Here is a 17,096-nt window from a genome sequence, read left to right as displayed (position 1 = left end):
ACCACTTCCATATCCTCAATACCAACAAGCGCCATCACATTGAGGACCACGAGCGCATGCTCAACGAAGGCATCGCCGCAGCATTCTATGACCCGTGGAAGTTCAACATCGACCGGATTCAAAAGAACGACGTCGTGTTCCTTTACGAAAACGGCAGGGGCATCGTTGCATTCGGCAAGGGCACAGGAAAGACGCTCAAGACCGACCATCAAGGCGACGTCGATGAGTGCCATTATCAGAAGCTCTCGGACTTCGTGCGGCTGGAGTCACCGCTGCCAGCAGCCGAGATCCGTAAGATTCTCGGTCGCAACGTGGTGTTCCTGCGCACGATGTCAGGCGCACCGGACGGACAGAAAATCATTGACCGGATCAACGCTAGATAGCCCTACTACCGCGTTGCCTGCGCCTAGTAGCACGTACGAACGCCTTCCTGGATTGTGCACATCATCGGCGCACCGCCGGACTACAGATAGGTCATCTGTCACGCTGCGTAGCGTGACAGATGACCTATGCCACGGGCGTATTGCGCACGTCGATACAACGAGTTCCACCAAAACATGGGGGGAGGCCGGCGCCGTCGCCACAAAGCGGTTATCTCTTTATGACTTTTCTTCGTCTGGCGAGCCGATTGGCCAGCCTACGGGCGCGAAGGGGTCTCCGACGCGGCAGCTTCTTTCTGAAGCCCCGAGTGCCAATCATCTGCAGCGCCTGTCGTTCTTCGCGGATACGTTCAGCTAATCGCCGACGGGTTCGCAGCTTGCGAAAGCCCCTGGCAATTTCAGCAGCTTGCCGCAGACTCACCACCAACTCATCGAAAAGACCCTTCTCCATTCTTTCCTCGGCCGTGCTCGGCACCATTTGTCGTTCAAAAATTTAGCGGCTAAATTTTTCGTCGCGGCCTTCTCGCGCTTAGCGGCTTAATTTCTTGGTTGCGGCTCGTCATGTTTAGCCGCTAAATTTTTGGCCTTGATTCTGTCGCAAGCCTGAGCAAGGCGCTCTGCATCGTAATGATCCGGTCGAGGACGCCATGAATGAGACGGCGCAGTTGGTCCGGGTCCTGGTTTCCAAGCTTCTCACTGTTCGTCAACCACAGCTTCAACAAACCGCCAAGTCGCCCTTGATCCCCATTGATCTTTGCGAGTTCGCGGACCAGTTCCGCGTCAATGACGCCCTGGATTCTGTAGCCCATACCCACGTTGCGCAGATACGCGGCGACAGAAAGCCCCGCCTGCCGCGCCTTTTCCTTGATGGCCTCCTCTTCGTCGGGAAGCACCGGCACTCGCAAGTGCCGCCCGCTTTTGCGGGTCGTCTTCGCTTTCTTCTTCTCCATTGGCGTCCAGTCGATGCGGCCTCAGTCCGCTGTGTTTGTCGGCGGTAACCGACTGGCTTCGCAGAACAAGACCACCATTGAGCACTTGTGCGAATAAGGGGGAGTGAAGTTAGCTAACCGCCTGCCGGTTAGCTAACTTCACCTATCTTGCCCGGCCTTTGCGCAAGAATATTGCGATCTGCGATTGCAACGGACTCGAACCACATGCAGATGAACTCACGACGCATTCGATCAATCGAAAATTTCTTGCCAGATGATCGAAATCGCATGGACATGCTCGCCTCTTGAACGCTTGCGACGCGACATTGAACGCCCGAGCAATTGCATTGTTCGATTTCACTGCGCAGCATTACGCGTTATCAATTGACCAACGTAGCGCCGAAACGCTTGATAGCCGAAGTTGATGTGCCCCTCATCTTGGAGCGTCGCCCATATAGCCAACATCGAATGACCGGCCTCGAGCGCTTCGGCCACCTCGGTCCGCACCATGAGAAACGACGCCCTATTCCGCACGTTACGACCTTCGCCGCTCTGCAAGACACGTAGTGCAATCCGCTCGGATAGCGTCTTCATCAACAATTCCCCTTATCTTCGAGACTCGCGCTAACTGCGCGATCGGACATACTGTTGTCAGGCCCACCTTTACGCTGCCATCTCGTCGCCGCTTCCCAAAGTTCAAGTCGGAGGTGTTCCGGCGCTGTTGTTCTTCCAGCGGAGACTTCGACTCGCCCGGGATTCTCTCGTCTCTGCTGCTCCCTACGAGCCCTGACGCGAATCGCCCCTGTCGGCTTGAAATCCCCCCGGTGATAGCGTTGAACGACCCCGTAAAACCACTGGATCGGGGTGGTCTTGATAATTGCTCGTCGTTCGAGGATGTACGCAAGCTCGTCCAGCAATTCCTGAGCATCAGATCGCTTAATGCCTGCGATCAGCCCTGAAACGCTTACGCTTTCGGCTTGCGATAGGGCGGCGGGGAAAAACAATTGGGCAGACTCCGAGGGTTGTAGTGGTGCTTCAATAGAAGGTTCTAGTGGTGGTTCATGGAGTGGCATAGCTGTGTCACCCTCCCCCTGACACGGCTTGGTCAGGGGGAGGGTGACGCCCTTGGCGTCCCCCCGCCGACTATTTACCGCGGAGGGTGACAATTTGTCGGGGTCAACGCTCATATGCAGTCGATACCCATTCGAGGTCTGCCGACCTTCACCGGTGAATCTCGGCGTCACGACTAGTAGGTTACCGCTCTCAAACGTCTTCAACGTCCGCTGCACCGTTCTTTCCGAAACTCCGCACTTCACGGCAATGGTTCTTACTCTCGGATAGCAATAACCCTCCTCGTCGGCTGCATCTGCTAACGCCATGAGCACCAGCTTAGAAGCCGGCGGTAAGCTCTGCTCCCACGCCCAATTCATTGCCTTAATACTCATGGCGCGCGACCGTGCAACAACGAGCACGAGACCCCATATCTCACCCTAAGCTTCGTCGATAAACCGAGCAATTGCCGCTGTCCGGAAATAGACGCGGCGGCCGATCTTGACCTTTTCTGGCAAGAGCCTGCGAGCGAGCTCGTTATCTCCGTTCAATGTGATGCGGAGCCCCTCGGGGCTCCGGTGGAGAATTTCCGCCACTTGAATCAACGACAACAAGGGCGATCCACCAAATCGATTAAGCAATACCTCTTCTGTCGTCATATCCCCCCCAAACGGAACTCGGATCGTCGAAGCATCAACGTTGACCGCCCGAAGATTGGCCTCTTGCAACCTGTTCGGCCTTAGTCGGACGCCCCCGCTTCCGCGGAATGGCGATCTCCGGCTCGGCCGGCGTGGAACTCGCACCGGTAACGTGGAGTTCGAGCCAACGTTCGACGTCGTCTATTCGCCAAAGCAACCGTTTCGTGCCTGGGAGACGGCAGATGGGCGGGAGCGAGTGTGGATTGCGCGTCGCATCGCTACGGATGCTGGAAACTGACTTGTGAATCCACGCTGAAAGCTGCTCTACAGTGATCAGGTTTTTCATGAGATGCACTTTCTTAGTCCAACGGCTCCCACAATTGCCGTTGTGCGGACAAGGGGGCAGAGATTTCCCTGCATGCCTTTCAGCTTCAGTTTGCTCGACGACGTATTGCTCGCTCGCACCCCCGTCCAGCCACCTATCTGCGAAACAGAAAACCCACCAAATTTAATAAACAACGAAGACACCAATCCAAAAAGCGGACCAATCAGCCCTTTCTTTTTCGGCATCACACACCTCGAATTTGCCTTAATTATGGAATTATCGGCAATTCTTGCAAATATTTACAAATAACGCAAGCGCATGATTTTTAACGAAAAAGTTTAGCTAAACTTTTTGCTCATCGTTACCGAAATCACAAATCAAATATGGAACGCCTACCCCTCCACATCCCCAAAGAAAATTTAGCCGCTAAATTTTTAACTCGATCTCCGCCAAATGTTACAAGCCATGAACGAAGGTTCGCGTTGTCGAATTTCTTATCCAGAAACGGAAAACACGGTCAACAAATCCGCGTTCGCAAAAGAAGGCGACTTGAAATATCGATGGGAGAATCTTGAAATTAGGACCGAGCCCTCTTCGACTAGTGAGCAGGTTCGCCGCACCGGCCTGCCCCTTGCTGAGTGGCAACACTTCTCGGATTGGGACTGTATCGTCAAACCTGTGATGGACAGGCAGTGTGCTTGGTAGCCAAACCGGCCCATCGACTTAGTCGTCGGGCGACAAACGTTTGAAGTGGGAAGTCCGTAGCATGGCGGAATTGGTGACGGATCCAAAGACTTCGGATCCAGCCTCAGGAAGTGGCTTTTGCCGATGCGTTGCGCTGCGAGCGGTCATCTGTCTTGACGGTCATAGCGACTTTAGCGATATTATCAAAATCCGATAAAGTTTGATAAATTCACTATGAACCCGGAGTTCTACCGGGCTACTGCCCTGGAAAGCTCAAATTGGGTAGGCGGAGCGCGCGAGTGTCCATCACTATGTCGCTGGATGACTTCTTGCGCCCGAGGAGATACGAGCGGCCCCGTGTCCTCAATCGATAACATCGAACATGGCACACCGTTGCAGAGCATTGCAACGTTGCCCGCCCGGCAGACTTCATCTGCCACAAATCTGCCACACGCGGTGTGCAGAAATCTGCTTCCGAAAGCAAAACAACGCACTACATCGCAAGACGTAGTGCGTTGTTTTTATTGAAATTTTTGGTGGAGCGGAGGAGGATCGAACTCCCGACCTTCGCATTGCGAACGCGACGCTCTCCCAGCTGAGCTACCGCCCCAACGAACTACCGATTCTACACATATGAAATCTATTTTGCCAAGCGTCAAATCTGACCCCAGGCAAAACTATTTGGAGGGCGCTCCAGCCAGCACCCAGCCCACGACAGAATGTATATCAGCAGCGCTCATCGCAGGATGCGACGGCATGGGGATAGCGCCCCAAACCCCGGCCCCACCGTCGCGCACCTTCTTCTCGAGCTTGACCTGCGCAGCAGCATCGCCCTTGTACTTCACAGCGACATCCTTGAACGAAGGCCCGACGAGCTTGCGATCCACAGCATGGCATCCCATGCACGCATTAGCCTGAGCGACCTTCATCCCATCCGCCACAGCAGCGAAAGCAGGCGAAGCGATCCCAACAAGAGCCCCGACAGCCACCACCCCCGCCACAACCCCACCAACAAACCGCACCATCACAAAGCCCCCGGATTCCCCGGCTTCGTAGCCGAAGAATTAGTAACGGGCGCGGGCGCCTGGTGCTCAATAGGCTTCGAACTCACGCCAGCATCCGGCACCGCCCCCACCGTCGGCTCCTCGGCAGCAGGCGCTGCCGCCGGCGCAGTGGACGCAGCCGCGTTCGCCACCGCCGTCTGTTCCGGCTTGATGTACTGATAGCACTTCACCACCTGCGTCACGCCCATCACCCCGGCTGTCGCGTTCGCGGCGATATTGCCTTCCTGCGGCGTCACGAGCCCCATCAGATAAATCGTGCCGCGCTCGCCCACCACCTTGAAGTTGTTCGCCGAAATGTCCTTATAGGCAACCAGCTCCGCCTTCACGCGTCCTTCCAGGTACGAGTCGTTCGCGCGCGAGGAGAACGAGCTCGCCGGCTGCACCGCCAGCTCGTTGACGATCGACCCCACGTTCGTCACGCCGCGCACGATGCTCTCCGCCTTCTGCTTCGAGGCGTCGTCGGGCACTTCGCCCGTGAGCAGCACGCGCTGGTTGAACACTGCCACGTTCACGTGCGCGGTATCGGGCAGTTGCTTGCCGAGATCCGCCAGCGCCTTCACCTGGATCTCGCGGTCTTCTGTTTGCGAGCCCACCGTGCGGCGGTCGGTTGCCACCAGCGCCGTGCCGCCCGCCGCGCCCGCCAGCGCCAGGAAGCACCCCTGCAGGCTTGCGCAGAGCGACGCTGCGAAGCCGATCGTCAGCGTGGTCCGTGCCAACGCGCGCGTCATGCCGAATCTGCTCATCACCATCCCCTCCCTTCGTCCTTCAATGTAGTACGGTGTCAGTCTTCGCCCAGCAGCATCGCATCAATGCCGTCGCACAGGCAGTGGATAGTCAACAGATGCACTTCCTGGATACGCGCCGTCCTGTCGCTGGGCACGCACAGGTGAATATCGGTATCGGCGAGCATGGCGTTCACGTCGCCGCCGCCCTTGCCGGTCAGCGCGATTACGATCATTTCGCGCTCGTGCGCTTCGTGAATCGCGGCCAGCACGTTCGCCGAGTTGCCCGAAGTCGTGATGGCGAGCAGCACGTCACCGGGCTGGCCGAGTGCGCGCACCTGCTTCGCGAACACTTGTTCATACGCATAGTCGTTGGCGACGGCGGTGAGCACCGAGGCGTCGGTGGTGAGCGCGAGCGCGGGCAGGCCCGGGCGTTCTCGCTCGAAACGGCCGATCAGTTCGGCGGCGAAATGCTGGGCGTCGGCGGCGGATCCGCCATTGCCGCATGCGAGGATCTTGTTGCTGTTCGCGAGCGCGGCGAACATCGTATCGACCGCGGCGGCAATCGGGACCGCCAGGGTTTCCATGGCCGCGAGCTTGATGGCTGCGCTATCGCGGAAGTGCTGTTGAATGCGTTCGACGGACATCGTCTCTCTAATCTGTACTGCGGGTATCGCAAGAATTCCGCCTGGTGCGGTGTGCCGCAAGTTTAGCGCACTCGAGGGGGTTCATTTTCACCCTTCTATTATTGATCCACGTTTTAACTCTCGTCTGCTTGCGCGTGAAACGCATCGCGCAGCCACACGAGCCGCCCACTCTCGAACGCGATCACGTCGAAGCGGCACGCGGGCGGCGTGCCCGGTTTTTCGTTAGCTTCGCGGTTCGCATCGTCGGTGCGCCACCTTGCGAGGAAATAGCGCGCCGCGCGCAGCACGCGCTGCTGCTTGCGCCATCCCACGCTCGCCGCCGCGCCGCCGAATTCGGGCCGCGCCCGTGCGCGCACTTCCACGAAAACCAGCGTGCCGTCGCGCTCGCGCATCACGAGGTCGAGTTCGCCGCCCCGGCAGTGCACGTTACGCGCCACGAGTTCCAGGCGCTCTCTACGCAAGAACGCAAGCGCGTGCGCCTCGAAACGCGCCCCTGTGGCGCGGCGTTGGGCATTCGACCGCGTGCGCGCTGAAAAGTTGTCTGTGCGTGCGCGTTCGCTCGCGTCGCTTCGCTCGGGCGCGTCCGCGCCTGCGTGGCACAATGTCGGCCTCTTGTCCTGCGTTCGCGCGTTCCGTGTCATGACGTCCCTCTCGTCCCCCTTCGAACTCGCACAGGCCCAGCAGTATCCGGCCGCCACGCTGTACGTCGTGGCAACGCCCATCGGCAACGTTGCCGACATCACCTTGCGCGCGCTGCATGTGCTCGGTCTCGTCGATCGCATTGCCGCCGAAGATACGCGCAACACCGGCCAGCTCCTCGCGCGTTACGGCATTTCGAAGCCGCTCGTCGCCGTGCACGAGCACAACGAGCGCGAGGCGGCGCAGCGCGTGATCGAGTTTCTGCGCGCCGGCGAGCGCGTTGCCTGCGTTTCCGACGCGGGCACGCCCGGCATTTCCGATCCCGGCGCGAAGCTCGTGGACGCCGTGCGCGCCGCCGGCCTGAACGTCGTGCCGCTGCCCGGCGCGAGCGCGCTCGCAACGGCGCTTTCCGCAGCGGGCGACTGGGTCTCGACGTTCACGTTCCTCGGTTTTCTGCCGCCCAAGCCCAGGCAGCGAGCGGCCGCCCTGCAACCGCTCGTCACGCATACGCACGCAATGGTCTTTTACGAAGCGCCGCATCGCATCGTCGAAACCGTGCAGTCGCTCGCCGATGCGTTCGGCGGTTCGCGCCGCATTCTCATCGCCCGCGAATTGACGAAGCTACATGAGTCGCTCTGGAGCGGCACCCTGGCCGAAGCGCCAGCGTGGCTCGCTGCGGACGCCAACCGTCAACGCGGCGAGTTCGTGCTGGTGGTGGAAGGCGCGAGCGCGCAGGCAAATGGCGAAGTCGATCACGACGCACTTTTGCGCGTGCTGCTGCAGGAAGTGCCGGTGAAGGGCGCGTCCAGGATCGCGGCGGCGCTCACGGGCGCGTCGCGCAATGCGCTCTATGCCCGGGCGCTGGAACTGAAGGGGGAAGGCGAGGAAGAGGCCGAGGACTGAGCGCGCCAGCCAAAAGAAAAACAACCGCCGAAAAACCGAAGGGCCGCCCAACGAGGCGGCCCTTCGCGTATGCATCCAGCGGCTAGGCGGCGGTTCGGCTTCGGGCGCGTCGCGGCGCACTCAGCGCCACGCCCGGACGAACGCGCTTAGTTGTCGCTGTTCGAGTTCGCGGCAACCATCTCCGCTTGCGCGGTCTTCGCTTCCTGCCGCGAGAGGCCTTCGATGTCCACCTTCGCCGTACCTGCGTGCTGCAAGCCAAGGACCTTGGCGGCGGCGTACGAGAGGTCGAGCACGCGGCCACGCACGTACGGGCCACGGTCGTTGATCTTCACTACCACCCACTTCGAGGTGCCCGGCAGGCTCACGCGCACATACGAGCCGAGCGGCAGCGTGCGGTGCGCGGCCGTCAGCGCGCCCATGTTGAAGCGCTCGCCGCTCGCCGTGCGGCGGCCGTGGAACGCGCGGCCGTACCACGAGGCGCGGCCCTTCTGGTGGAACGAGTGGACGTCCGGACTATCGTCATCGAGCGCCTGGGCGTTCGCGAGCGAGTTGTCCTTCGCGGTGCCCGATGCGGGCAGCGCGGCGAGCGCGGAGCCGTAGCCCTGCGGCGCGCTGAACGCGACATCCGTCGTACGCAGGGAGTCGCTGGCGGCCTGGTTCTGCGGCCCAGGCATGGCACAACCGGCCAGCACGGACACGGCTGCGAGACTCCCGAGTCGTCGTCGAGTCAGTCTAAGGTTCATAACATTGCCATCCCGTTTTCGAAGCCGGTCCCGCGCCATGTGTGCGCGTTGTCGGATGGCTTCGGCGGTTTCAGGCATGGCTTCGCCATCGCTCGCCACCAATGAAAAAGGCGAACGCGTGCCAATGCCCGGATGCAGCCCCAATAAGCCGCTAACCGCTAGTTATGTTTCACGTCTGGCGCAGCCTGTCCCCGGCAGCCTGACCAGACCCCACATGCCGCCATCGAACGATGACTCTCGTTCAGGTGTGCCGGAAACTCACGGCGCACAGGAACGGCGGCGTAGGCCCCACCCAGCGTCACGGCATGCAGGCCGTTGCAGGCGCGCGGCGCCTGGCTGGACGAGACGTGCGGCGTCGAACGGATCGACACCTGATTTGCCATCTTGTAAGGCAGCCTCTTTGGCCAGCCCCCAAACGACGGCACTGCTTGACGGTGATGTATCGCGACCTCTTTTTACGCGGTCCACATCACCCAGTGAAAGCACGAAACTCGTGCGTTGATAGGCCGCATTATACCCAAAAGTTATTCCTGTCATGTGCGAGCCCCAACATTGCCCATGAATTCTCACTATTGGCGTAACAAAGCCGTTCGCCCGGCGCCCGCGCGCGCCCTTGTCTGACAAGGGATTCAGCCGTCCGCGGACGGCCTGGGCGGGGCTTCCTGCACCCCGGTACAATCGGGCTTTTGGCTGGGACTCCCACGTGCGTCGCCTGTTACAACGCGTCGCCGTACCCCCCGCAAGACCCGAACCCACGAACCCGCATGAAAGTCACGCTGATTCCCGTCACGCCGTTCCAGCAAAACTGCTCGCTGCTCGTCGACGAAACGACGAACCGCGCCGCCGTCGTCGACCCTGGCGGCGACCTCGAGCGCATCGAGGCCGAGATCGAACGCCAGGGCGTGCAGCTGGAAAAGGTGCTGCTCACCCATGGCCACCTCGACCACTGCGCCGGCGCGAAGGCGCTCGCGACGAAATTCGGCGTGCCGATCGAAGGGCCGCAGGAAGACGAGCGCTTCTGGATCGACCAGTTGCCGCAGCAGAGCGTGCGCTTCGGCTTCGGTCACGCCGAGGCGTTCGAGCCCACGCGCTGGCTTCGCGACGGCGACACCGTGCGCTTCGGCAGCGAGGAACTCGAGGTCTATCACTGCCCCGGGCACACGCCCGGCCATGTGATCTTCTTCAGCCGCAAGCACCGCATCGCCACCGTCGGCGACGTGCTGTTCGCGGGTTCGATCGGCCGCACGGACTTCCCGCGCGGCAATCATGCCGACCTGATCCGCTCGATTCGCGAAAAGCTCTGGCCGCTGGGCGACGACGTCACGTTCGTGCCCGGTCATGGCCCGGTCTCGACCTTCGGAGAAGAGCGCCGTTCCAACCCGTATGTCGCAGATGGCGTACCTGGATGAGAGTGAAACGTACGATGAATCAGACCGCTATCGAGGAAATCTACGTCAGCACCGACGTCGAGGCCGATGGTCCGATCCCCGGCCCGCATTCGATGCTGAGCTTCGCTTCGGCTGCTTACACCGCCGACAAGCGTCTGATCGCCACGTTCTCGGCCAATCTGGAGATGCTGGAAGGCGCGGCCCCGCACCCGGTGCAGGCCGCGTGGTGGGCGACGCAGCCCGACGCGTGGGCCGCCTGCCGCAAGGATCTGCAGGATCCGGCGGCGGCGCTCGTCGCCTATGTGGAATGGGTGGAGGCGCTGCCCGGGAAGCCCGTGTTCGTCGCGATGCCGGCAGGCTTCGATTTCACCTTCATGTTCTGGTACATGATGCGCTTTGCGGGGCGCTGCCCGTTCTCGTGGTCGGCGCTCGACATCAAGACGCTCGCGTTCGCGATGACCGGCCTGCCGTACCGCAAGTGCATCAAGCCACGCTTTCCGAAACACTGGTTCGACGACCATCCGCACACGCACGTGGCGCTGGACGACGCGATCGAACAAGGCGCCCTTTTCTGCAACATGCTGGCCGACCTGCGGGCCGGCTTCAGTGCAAGGCAAGCCGACCCTGATGGGGACGACTCAGGGCAAAACACCGCAAGTGCACCGGCAAATTAGGTAATCTCCCTCATCGGTTGCGCTTTACATTGCGTTCTGTTCTCCTGACCTCTACCATTCAGGGATACAGCGACGCAATGGAGGCGCAGTTGACACTCGATACGTTCTCTCAGAAGATCCTGCGCCTGCTGCAGCTCGACGCGCGCCGTTCCGTGCAGGAAATCTCCGACCAGGTCGGTCTGTCCAGCACACCGTGCTGGCGCCGCATCAAGGACATGGAACAGTCGGGCGTGATCCAGCGCTACACGGCGCTGCTCGATCGCGAAAAGCTTGGCCTGCACGTCTGCGCGCTCGCGCATATCCATCTCACGCGACATACTGAAGGTGGCGTCGAAGCCTTCGAGCGCGAGATCGCCACCTGCCCCGAAGTCACCGAGTGTTACAGCACCACGGGCGAATCGGACTACATCCTCAAAATCGTCGCGCCCGATATCAAGGCCTACGACACCTTTCTGCACGAGCGCATCTTCCGCATTCCCGCCGTGGCGCAAGTGCGCACGAGCGTCGTGCTGCGGGAAATCAAGTTCGATACGCAGTTGCCGCTCTGATCCAGGCCAGCGTAGGCGCAGCGGCGTCTTCGCCGCGCCGCTCGCCTGCGCGCCGTGCGACGCGGCTCAGTCCGGGGCGCGCGGCTTGTCGTGCGTTGCGAGCGCGCCTTGCGCATCGAGCGACTGCATCACGTCGAGCTTGCTCGCGCCGAGGCGCGCGCGCAGTGCTTCGAGATCCACCAGGGCGATGCGGCGTGCGTCGTCCGCGGCGGCCAGCACCACCTGAATCTCCAGCCCCGTGCTCAGGTAGTGCAGCGTCACGCCTTCCACATGGACGTCGTGCTCCGCCAGCGCCTCACGCAGATGCGCCGCCACGTCCTCGCGCGGCGGCAGGTTGGCCACCGACCGCACGTGCATATCGTCTTCGGGATCCACGTGAATGAGCGCGTCGAGCACGCGTGAATCGGTGAGCAGGCGCGCGCGCGCCGTCTCGGCGATGTAGTGACCTTCCGAAACCGAAATCAGCGGATCGACGAGGATGTGCGCATCCACGAGCGCGAGGTCGCCGGTCTTGCGCGTGCGCATCTCGTGCACGTCGAGCACGCCCGGCGTTTCGACGAGGAGCGCGCGCAGGTCGGCTGCGGCGGCCTCGTCCAGCGCGCGGTCGGAGAGGTCCTGCAACGCGTCCCAGCCGAACACCCAGCCCATGCGCGCGACCATGAAGCCGACGATGGCCGCCGCGATCGGATCGAGCAGCCGCACGCCCGCGAGGCTGCCGACGATACCGATCGCCACCACGAGCGACGACGCCGCGTCCGATCGCGCGTGCCACGCATTGGCGATCAGCATGGCGGAGCGCACGCGCTGCGCCTCGCGCAGCATGTAGCGAAAGAGGCCTTCCTTCAGAACCAGCACGAGCAGCGCGACGATCAGCGCGCTCGCGTGCAGCGGCGGAATATCACCGAGATTCATGATGCGCGTGCCGGCGCGCACCAGCATGCCGACGCCCACCGCAATCAACAATGCGCCGAGGAAGAGCGAGGCGACTGTCTCATAACGGCTGTGGCCGTAGTTGTGATCGGCGTCCGGCTTGGCGCCGCTATGCCGGTTGGCCAGCAGCACGACGAAATCGGAGACGATATCGGCCAGGGTATGGACGCCGTCGGCGATCAACGCCTGCGAATGCGCCACCACGCCGACCACGATTTGCAGCACCACCAGAACACAATTGACAGCAACGCTGACCCACGTAGTGCGGCGCGCGACGTCGTGTTTATCTGATAACGGTGGAGCGGAGGAGGAAGTCATGCACAGCAACCGGCAAAATTAGGGAATAACCGCAATTGTAGTCCCCCTGTGCGTCGATTTTATGGATATCCCTAAAAATCTCTTTTAAATCAGACGCCTACAATAACGCGAAGCATTCGCATTCCTGTCCCGGATCCGGTTCGATCCGCCTGCCGCGATCAGAAAATCAAAAAGCCGCGCGTCGGTCGACTGCGCGGCTTCTCGTTTAGCGGATCAGACGATTCCCCGCCTGACCCCACTCCTGCATCGGCTCGATGCATGGCGCGTTCGTGCGCGCCGCCGGCGAGCCGATTTACTTCTGGATCAGAAAACGATCGCGATCCTGGCCAGCGATCCAGCGCGGCGGCTTGCCGCGGCCCGACCAGGTGCTTCCGCTTTCCGGATCGCGGTATTTTGGCGCGACGCTCGCGCGTGAGCGGCTGGCGGCTTTTGCGGCCTTCGCGTTAGCGCGGCCGCCGCCGAGTTCTGCCAGGGTAATGCCGTAGTCGGCCATTTTTTGCTTGATTTCGTCGAGGACCTCGGCATATTCGCGAGCCTTCGCCTCTTCAATCTGCTTTTCCAGCTTTTCTCGCTGAGCGAGGAGTTCCTTGTAGGAAGACATAGGTGCCCTTGTGGTTTGATCATAATGGCTACTGATCTCATGCCAGTATGCCCATTGAGAGATGCGTGCCTCGGAAATCGGTGGCGAGATTAACACAGAATCGAATGCCCGGAAGTACACGGACAATAAAAATGACCTTAACGTGATATCGATTCCACCGTCCTTCCCACTAGGGTCTAACTCTTTGTCATTTCGTGCAAATCAGGATTTTTACTAAATCTTGCTTTTAACAGAAAAATCCACATCTCATAATTAGCAACGGATGAAAATTAAATGTCTTGAAATGCGTCAAACATTTCATCGCATGACAACTTGCGGCCCATCGACGGCGAAGGGCCATACCATTGGCAAGTCGCGAGAGGCAATCCGCTATATCGATGGGCTATTAGCGGCCGCATGCGCGGAAAACCTCGTCACGACGAATGTCGCTCGATGCAGTCCGCTAGCACCGCATGCAAGGATGGCAAATCCGGCTGCGGCGCTTCGAACACGAAGCGGGTGCAGGCGCCATCGATCACGAGATCGGCGCCGTAGCGATCCACGCCGGCAAGATCGAGTCCGGCGCGCCGCTGCGAATGTGTCTCGAAAAAGCGGATCAGCGTGGTTTCATCGTCGGCGGCGAGCGGTTCCAGCGTGTCGAGATCGGCGCCGTCCATCCAGCCCATCGCGCCAAAACCGCCGATATAGCGCAGCCGCTCGACCTGCATGATCCAGAACGTGAAGTCGCCGAGCGCGAGATAACGTTCGGCATCGGGGTGATAGCGCAGGTAGCGGCGCGCCAGTGCCACGCTCGCTTCGCCATCGGCGGCGGCAGCGACCGGTTCGAAGCGGCCGAGCAGCGTGGCGCGCGGCGCGTTGAGCACGTCGGCGTCGGCTGAGTGCGCGACGAGAAAACCGGCGCGCGGATCGTCGAGCAGGTTGCGCGTGTGCTCGGCAAGCCGGCTCACGAGTATTACCGGGCGGTGCCGCGCGTCGGGCGCGAACGGCAGCAGCGTCGGATACGGAAACCCGCGCGGCTCGCGGGAGTGCGTGGCGAGCGCGCCGACGGCCGTCTGGTGCATCAAATGCAAGGGTGCGTGAGCGGGGATTTTCAAGGGCACGTCCTCCAACGGTGCTGTGGGCAAGGGACAGCGGCGCGGCACACCGCTCCTGGATAGTAGAACAGCGCGAGCGCGCCCGGCAGCCGTTGCGCGCCTTCGCTAGAATCGACTCCTTTCAGGAGGCTTCCGTTTCTGGTGCCACTTGAGTCTCCGTTTCGCTCAACGCCTCTGCCCGGAATTCCCGTGTCCGACCGACCAACCGATCCCGCCCTCGCCGTCGCCGGCCCCACCGCTCATCACCGGGCGCTGCCCGCCGGCAGGCGCAACCGCGCGCGCATCGCGACGATGGCGCTCTTTTTCATCGCCGGCATGATGTACGCGTCGTGGGGCGTGCACGTGCCGACCGTGCGCGACAAGTTCCATCTGAGCCCGGCGCTGCTCTCGTACGCGCTGTTCGCCGTGGCGGGCGGCTCGATCGCCGCGATGACGACCCTCGGCGGCTGGATCGCGCGCGCGGGCTCGCGCCGCGCCTGCCTCACCGGCGGCCTCACCATGTGCGTGTCCGGCGCGCTGATTCTCGCCGTGCCCTATTACTGGATGCTGCTCGTCGTGCTCGCCGTGTTCGGCATGGGCATGGCGACGCTCGACGTCGCCATGAACGCGGAGGCGAGCGCCGTCGAGGAAGCGGTGGCGAAGCCCATCATGTCGGGGCTGCATGGCATGTTCAGTCTGGGCGGCATGGCGGGGGCGGCGATTGGCGGCGTGCTGCTCGCGCGCGGCATGGCGCCCGCGCTGCACCTCTTTCTCGCCGCGGCGCTGTCGGCACTCGTGCTCTTCCTTTCGTGCCCCGCCGTGCTGCCGCACGTGCCGCACGCGACGCATGGCGAGCACGCGAAAACCGGCAACCGCTGGCGCACCCCGGCGCTGTGGGCGCTCGGCGCCATCGCGCTCATTGCGCTGATCGCCGAAGGCGCGATGTACGACTGGGCCACGGTCTATATGCGCGACGTCGTGCTCTCCACGCCCGCACTCGCCAGCGCGGCCTACGCGGCGTTCTCGGGCGGCATGGCCGCGGCGCGCTTTGCCGGCGACGCGGTGCGCGCGCGCTTTGGCGCGCCCCAGCTCGTGATGGCGAGCGCCTCGCTCGCGTGCGCGGGCATGATCGGCGCGCTGGTGCTCCCTTACTCGTTCACGGCGCTCGTGGGCTTCACCCTGATGGGCCTCGGCCTCGCCAACATGATGCCGGTGCTGTTCGCGGCCGCTGCGCGCGTGAAGGGCATCCACGCGGCCGAAGGCCTCGCGCACGTCGCGGGCCTCGCTTATTTCGGCTTGCTGTTCGGGCCGGTGGTGATCGGCGGCATTACGCAGGTGACGAATCTCACGATTGGGCTCGCCGTCGTGGCGCTGTGCGCGGCGCTCGTGGCGTTTGCGGGGCCGAAGGTGCTGCGGCGGCTGCGGATCTAGTCCGCGAACGCGTGTTGCCCGAGGCAATAAACAAAAAGCCCGCGGGTCCGAAAACCCGCGGGCTTTTCCAATCGCGCAAGCGATATCGCCAGAGGCGAATTACATCTTCACGACGTCGAGCAGCGACTTCTTGCCCGCCTTGTAGTTGTACAGCGAGATCACGCCGTGCTTGAGGTCGCCCTTCGAATCGAAGGTCGTCTCACCGATCACGCCCTTGTAGTCCGTGCTCGGCATTTCGGCGAGGATCTTGGCCGTATCCGTCGAGTTCGCACGCTTCATCGCGTCGACGATGATGTACACGGCGTCATACGTGAACGGTGCGTAGATCTGGATCGGCTGGCCGAAGCGCTTCTCGAACTTGGCCTGGAAATCCTTGCCGCCCGGCATCTTCTCGAGCGCCATGCCGGCTTCCGAGCACACGACGTTGTCGGTCGCGTCGCCGGCCAGGTCGGCCAGCTTGTCGGTACAGACGCCGTCACCCGCGAGCACCTTCGCGCGCAGGCCAAGCTGCTTGGCTTGCTTCGCGAACGGGCCGCCGGTGGCGTCCATGCCGCCGTACATGATCGCGTCGGGGTTTTCGCCCTTGATCTTCGTGAGAATGGCGCGGAAGTCCACGGCCTTGTCGTTGGTCGCGTCATGCGACACCACGGTCATGCCGAGCGCCTTGGCGGTCTTCTCGAATTCGTTCGCGAGACCCTGACCATAAGCCGTCGAATCGTCGACCACGGCCACGGTCTTCACCTTCAGGTTCTTCGCTGCGTAGTTCGCGAGCGCCGGACCCTGCTGGGCGTCGGTCGCCACGACACGGTAGGTCGTCTTGAAGCCTTGTTGCGTGTAGGCCGGGTTCGTGGCCGACGGCGAGATCTGCACGATGCCCGCATCGCTGTAGATCTTCGAAGCCGGGATCGAGGTGCCCGAGTTCAGGTGGCCGACGACGGCGACGACCTTGTCGTCGACGAGCTTCTGCGCGACCTGGGTGGCCGTGCGCGGGTCAGCCGCGTCGTCTTGTGCGTCGAGCACGAGCGTGACCTTCTGGCCGCCGACCACGAGGCCCTTCGCGTTGATCTCTTCGACTGCGAGACGTGCGCCGTTTTCGTTGTCTTTACCGAGGTGCGCAATGCCGCCCGTGAGCGGAGCGACGTGGCCAATCTTGACCGTGACGTCTGCGCTCGCTGCCGTTGCGAACGACGCGAACAACATGGCCGCAGCGCTGATCGGCAACAGCTTGTGAAGCTTGATATTCATGTAAGTCTCCAGTTTCGAACCCAAAAGCTACGTAATCGCCCAGTGCTCCCGCGCCCCGAACGTGTCGCTCCCCGTGCGGACGACCACGCAGGATGCATCCTTGATGCACCTGGCCAGCATGGTGAAAGACCCGCTCATGGCGGAACCCCCATCCATACTTGCGC

At 61.9% G+C, this 17,096-nt stretch carries 19 protein-coding genes and 1 tRNA gene; 6 read left to right on the top strand and 14 right to left on the bottom strand.

Annotated features, from left to right (window positions below; all coding sequences use genetic code 11):
* Positions 1-383, top strand: a 383-nt coding sequence (locus BMI01S_RS41870) for a hypothetical protein (RefSeq protein ID WP_042288762.1), incomplete at its 5' end; no start/stop codon positions are given.
* Positions 384-952: 569 nt separating this feature from the next.
* Here BMI01S_RS41870 and traJ read toward each other — a convergent pair.
* From traJ to BMI01S_RS07585, 9 genes are all read right to left on the bottom strand, one after another.
* Positions 953-1,330, bottom strand: a complete 378-nt coding sequence (gene traJ / locus BMI01S_RS07620) for a conjugal transfer transcriptional regulator TraJ (protein WP_028230472.1) — start codon at positions 1,328-1,330, stop codon at positions 953-955.
* A gap of 336 nt (positions 1,331-1,666) precedes the next feature.
* Positions 1,667-1,903 carry a TraK family protein gene (locus BMI01S_RS07615; protein ID WP_051381359.1) on the bottom strand — a complete coding sequence of 79 codons (237 nt, stop codon included), beginning with the start codon at positions 1,901-1,903 and terminating at the stop codon, positions 1,667-1,669.
* Positions 1,903-2,739 (bottom strand): helix-turn-helix domain-containing protein, encoded by an 837-nt coding sequence (locus tag BMI01S_RS44025; RefSeq protein ID WP_409372310.1) that lies wholly within the window; start codon positions 2,737-2,739, stop codon positions 1,903-1,905. Before BMI01S_RS44025 ends, BMI01S_RS07615 begins: the two co-directional genes overlap by 1 nt.
* A gap of 60 nt (positions 2,740-2,799) precedes the next feature.
* Positions 2,800-3,018: a hypothetical protein gene (locus BMI01S_RS07610; RefSeq protein WP_028230473.1), complete on the bottom strand. Its 219-nt coding sequence runs from the start codon at positions 3,016-3,018 to the stop codon at positions 2,800-2,802.
* 1,522 nt (positions 3,019-4,540) lie between these two features.
* Positions 4,541-4,616: transfer RNA gene (locus BMI01S_RS07605), tRNA-Ala, on the bottom strand.
* Positions 4,617-4,683: 67 nt separating this feature from the next.
* The gene (locus BMI01S_RS07600) at positions 4,684-5,031 is read right to left on the bottom strand and encodes a c-type cytochrome (protein WP_028211844.1); all 348 of its coding nucleotides are present in this window, start codon (positions 5,029-5,031) and stop codon (positions 4,684-4,686) included.
* Positions 5,031-5,813 (bottom strand): BON domain-containing protein, encoded by a 783-nt coding sequence (locus tag BMI01S_RS07595; RefSeq protein WP_028230474.1) that lies wholly within the window; start codon positions 5,811-5,813, stop codon positions 5,031-5,033. Before BMI01S_RS07595 ends, BMI01S_RS07600 begins: the two co-directional genes overlap by 1 nt.
* A gap of 38 nt (positions 5,814-5,851) precedes the next feature.
* Positions 5,852-6,439, bottom strand: coding sequence for a phosphoheptose isomerase (locus tag BMI01S_RS07590; protein WP_028211846.1), 588 nt, complete (start codon positions 6,437-6,439; stop codon positions 5,852-5,854).
* A 113-nt stretch (positions 6,440-6,552) separates the two neighbouring features.
* Entirely contained in the window at positions 6,553-7,080 is a 528-nt protein-coding gene (locus BMI01S_RS07585) for a YraN family protein (RefSeq protein ID WP_081723350.1), read from the bottom strand.
* Between BMI01S_RS07585 and rsmI the strand changes: the two genes are divergently transcribed.
* Positions 7,079-7,981 (top strand): 16S rRNA (cytidine(1402)-2'-O)-methyltransferase, encoded by a 903-nt coding sequence (gene rsmI, locus BMI01S_RS07580; RefSeq protein WP_028230476.1) that lies wholly within the window; start codon positions 7,079-7,081, stop codon positions 7,979-7,981. The two genes, BMI01S_RS07585 and rsmI, sit on opposite strands and share 2 nt — an antisense overlap.
* A 146-nt stretch (positions 7,982-8,127) precedes the next feature.
* On the opposite strand, the gene BMI01S_RS07575 is transcribed toward rsmI, so the two are convergent.
* The gene (locus BMI01S_RS07575) at positions 8,128-8,724 is read right to left on the bottom strand and encodes a septal ring lytic transglycosylase RlpA family protein (RefSeq protein WP_028230477.1); all 597 of its coding nucleotides are present in this window, start codon (positions 8,722-8,724) and stop codon (positions 8,128-8,130) included.
* Positions 8,725-9,488: 764 nt separating this feature from the next.
* Between BMI01S_RS07575 and BMI01S_RS07570 the strand changes: the two genes are divergently transcribed.
* From BMI01S_RS07570 to BMI01S_RS07560, 3 genes are all read left to right on the top strand, one after another.
* Positions 9,489-10,133 carry an MBL fold metallo-hydrolase gene (locus BMI01S_RS07570; RefSeq protein ID WP_028230478.1) on the top strand — a complete coding sequence of 215 codons (645 nt, stop codon included), beginning with the start codon at positions 9,489-9,491 and terminating at the stop codon, positions 10,131-10,133.
* Positions 10,134-10,147: 14 nt separating this feature from the next.
* Complete coding sequence (locus tag BMI01S_RS07565; protein ID WP_028230479.1) at positions 10,148-10,786, top strand: 3'-5' exonuclease family protein; 639 nt, start codon at positions 10,148-10,150, stop codon at positions 10,784-10,786.
* 77 nt (positions 10,787-10,863) lie between these two features.
* Positions 10,864-11,334 carry an Lrp/AsnC family transcriptional regulator gene (locus BMI01S_RS07560; protein WP_174480071.1) on the top strand — a complete coding sequence of 157 codons (471 nt, stop codon included), beginning with the start codon at positions 10,864-10,866 and terminating at the stop codon, positions 11,332-11,334.
* 66 nt (positions 11,335-11,400) lie between these two features.
* On the opposite strand, the gene BMI01S_RS07555 is transcribed toward BMI01S_RS07560, so the two are convergent.
* From BMI01S_RS07555 to BMI01S_RS07545, 3 genes are all read right to left on the bottom strand, one after another.
* Entirely contained in the window at positions 11,401-12,582 is a 1,182-nt protein-coding gene (locus tag BMI01S_RS07555; RefSeq protein WP_042288757.1) for a cation diffusion facilitator family transporter, read from the bottom strand.
* Positions 12,583-12,874: 292 nt separating this feature from the next.
* The gene (locus tag BMI01S_RS07550) at positions 12,875-13,183 is read right to left on the bottom strand and encodes an H-NS histone family protein (RefSeq protein ID WP_028211853.1); all 309 of its coding nucleotides are present in this window, start codon (positions 13,181-13,183) and stop codon (positions 12,875-12,877) included.
* 413 nt (positions 13,184-13,596) lie between these two features.
* A complete protein-coding gene (locus BMI01S_RS07545; protein ID WP_028230480.1) occupies positions 13,597-14,277 on the bottom strand; it encodes a HugZ family pyridoxamine 5'-phosphate oxidase in 681 nt (226 codons plus the stop codon).
* A gap of 189 nt (positions 14,278-14,466) precedes the next feature.
* Here BMI01S_RS07545 and BMI01S_RS07540 point away from each other — a divergent pair, with 189 nt between their 5' ends.
* A complete protein-coding gene (locus BMI01S_RS07540; protein WP_028211855.1) occupies positions 14,467-15,687 on the top strand; it encodes an MFS transporter in 1,221 nt (406 codons plus the stop codon).
* A gap of 99 nt (positions 15,688-15,786) precedes the next feature.
* Here the strand turns inward: BMI01S_RS07540 and BMI01S_RS07535 are convergent, their stop codons facing one another.
* Positions 15,787-16,932, bottom strand: coding sequence for a branched-chain amino acid ABC transporter substrate-binding protein (locus tag BMI01S_RS07535; RefSeq protein ID WP_028211856.1), 1,146 nt, complete (start codon positions 16,930-16,932; stop codon positions 15,787-15,789).
* Between the last annotated feature and the right edge of the window lie 164 nt (positions 16,933-17,096).

Origin of the sequence: Paraburkholderia mimosarum LMG 23256 = NBRC 106338, from assembly GCF_000739815.1 — a bacterium.
GTDB classification, from domain to species: Bacteria; Pseudomonadota; Gammaproteobacteria; order Burkholderiales; family Burkholderiaceae; genus Paraburkholderia; species Paraburkholderia mimosarum.
The sequence above is the reverse complement of the archived record's forward strand: the minus strand, read 5'-3'. Positions and strand labels throughout refer to the sequence as shown.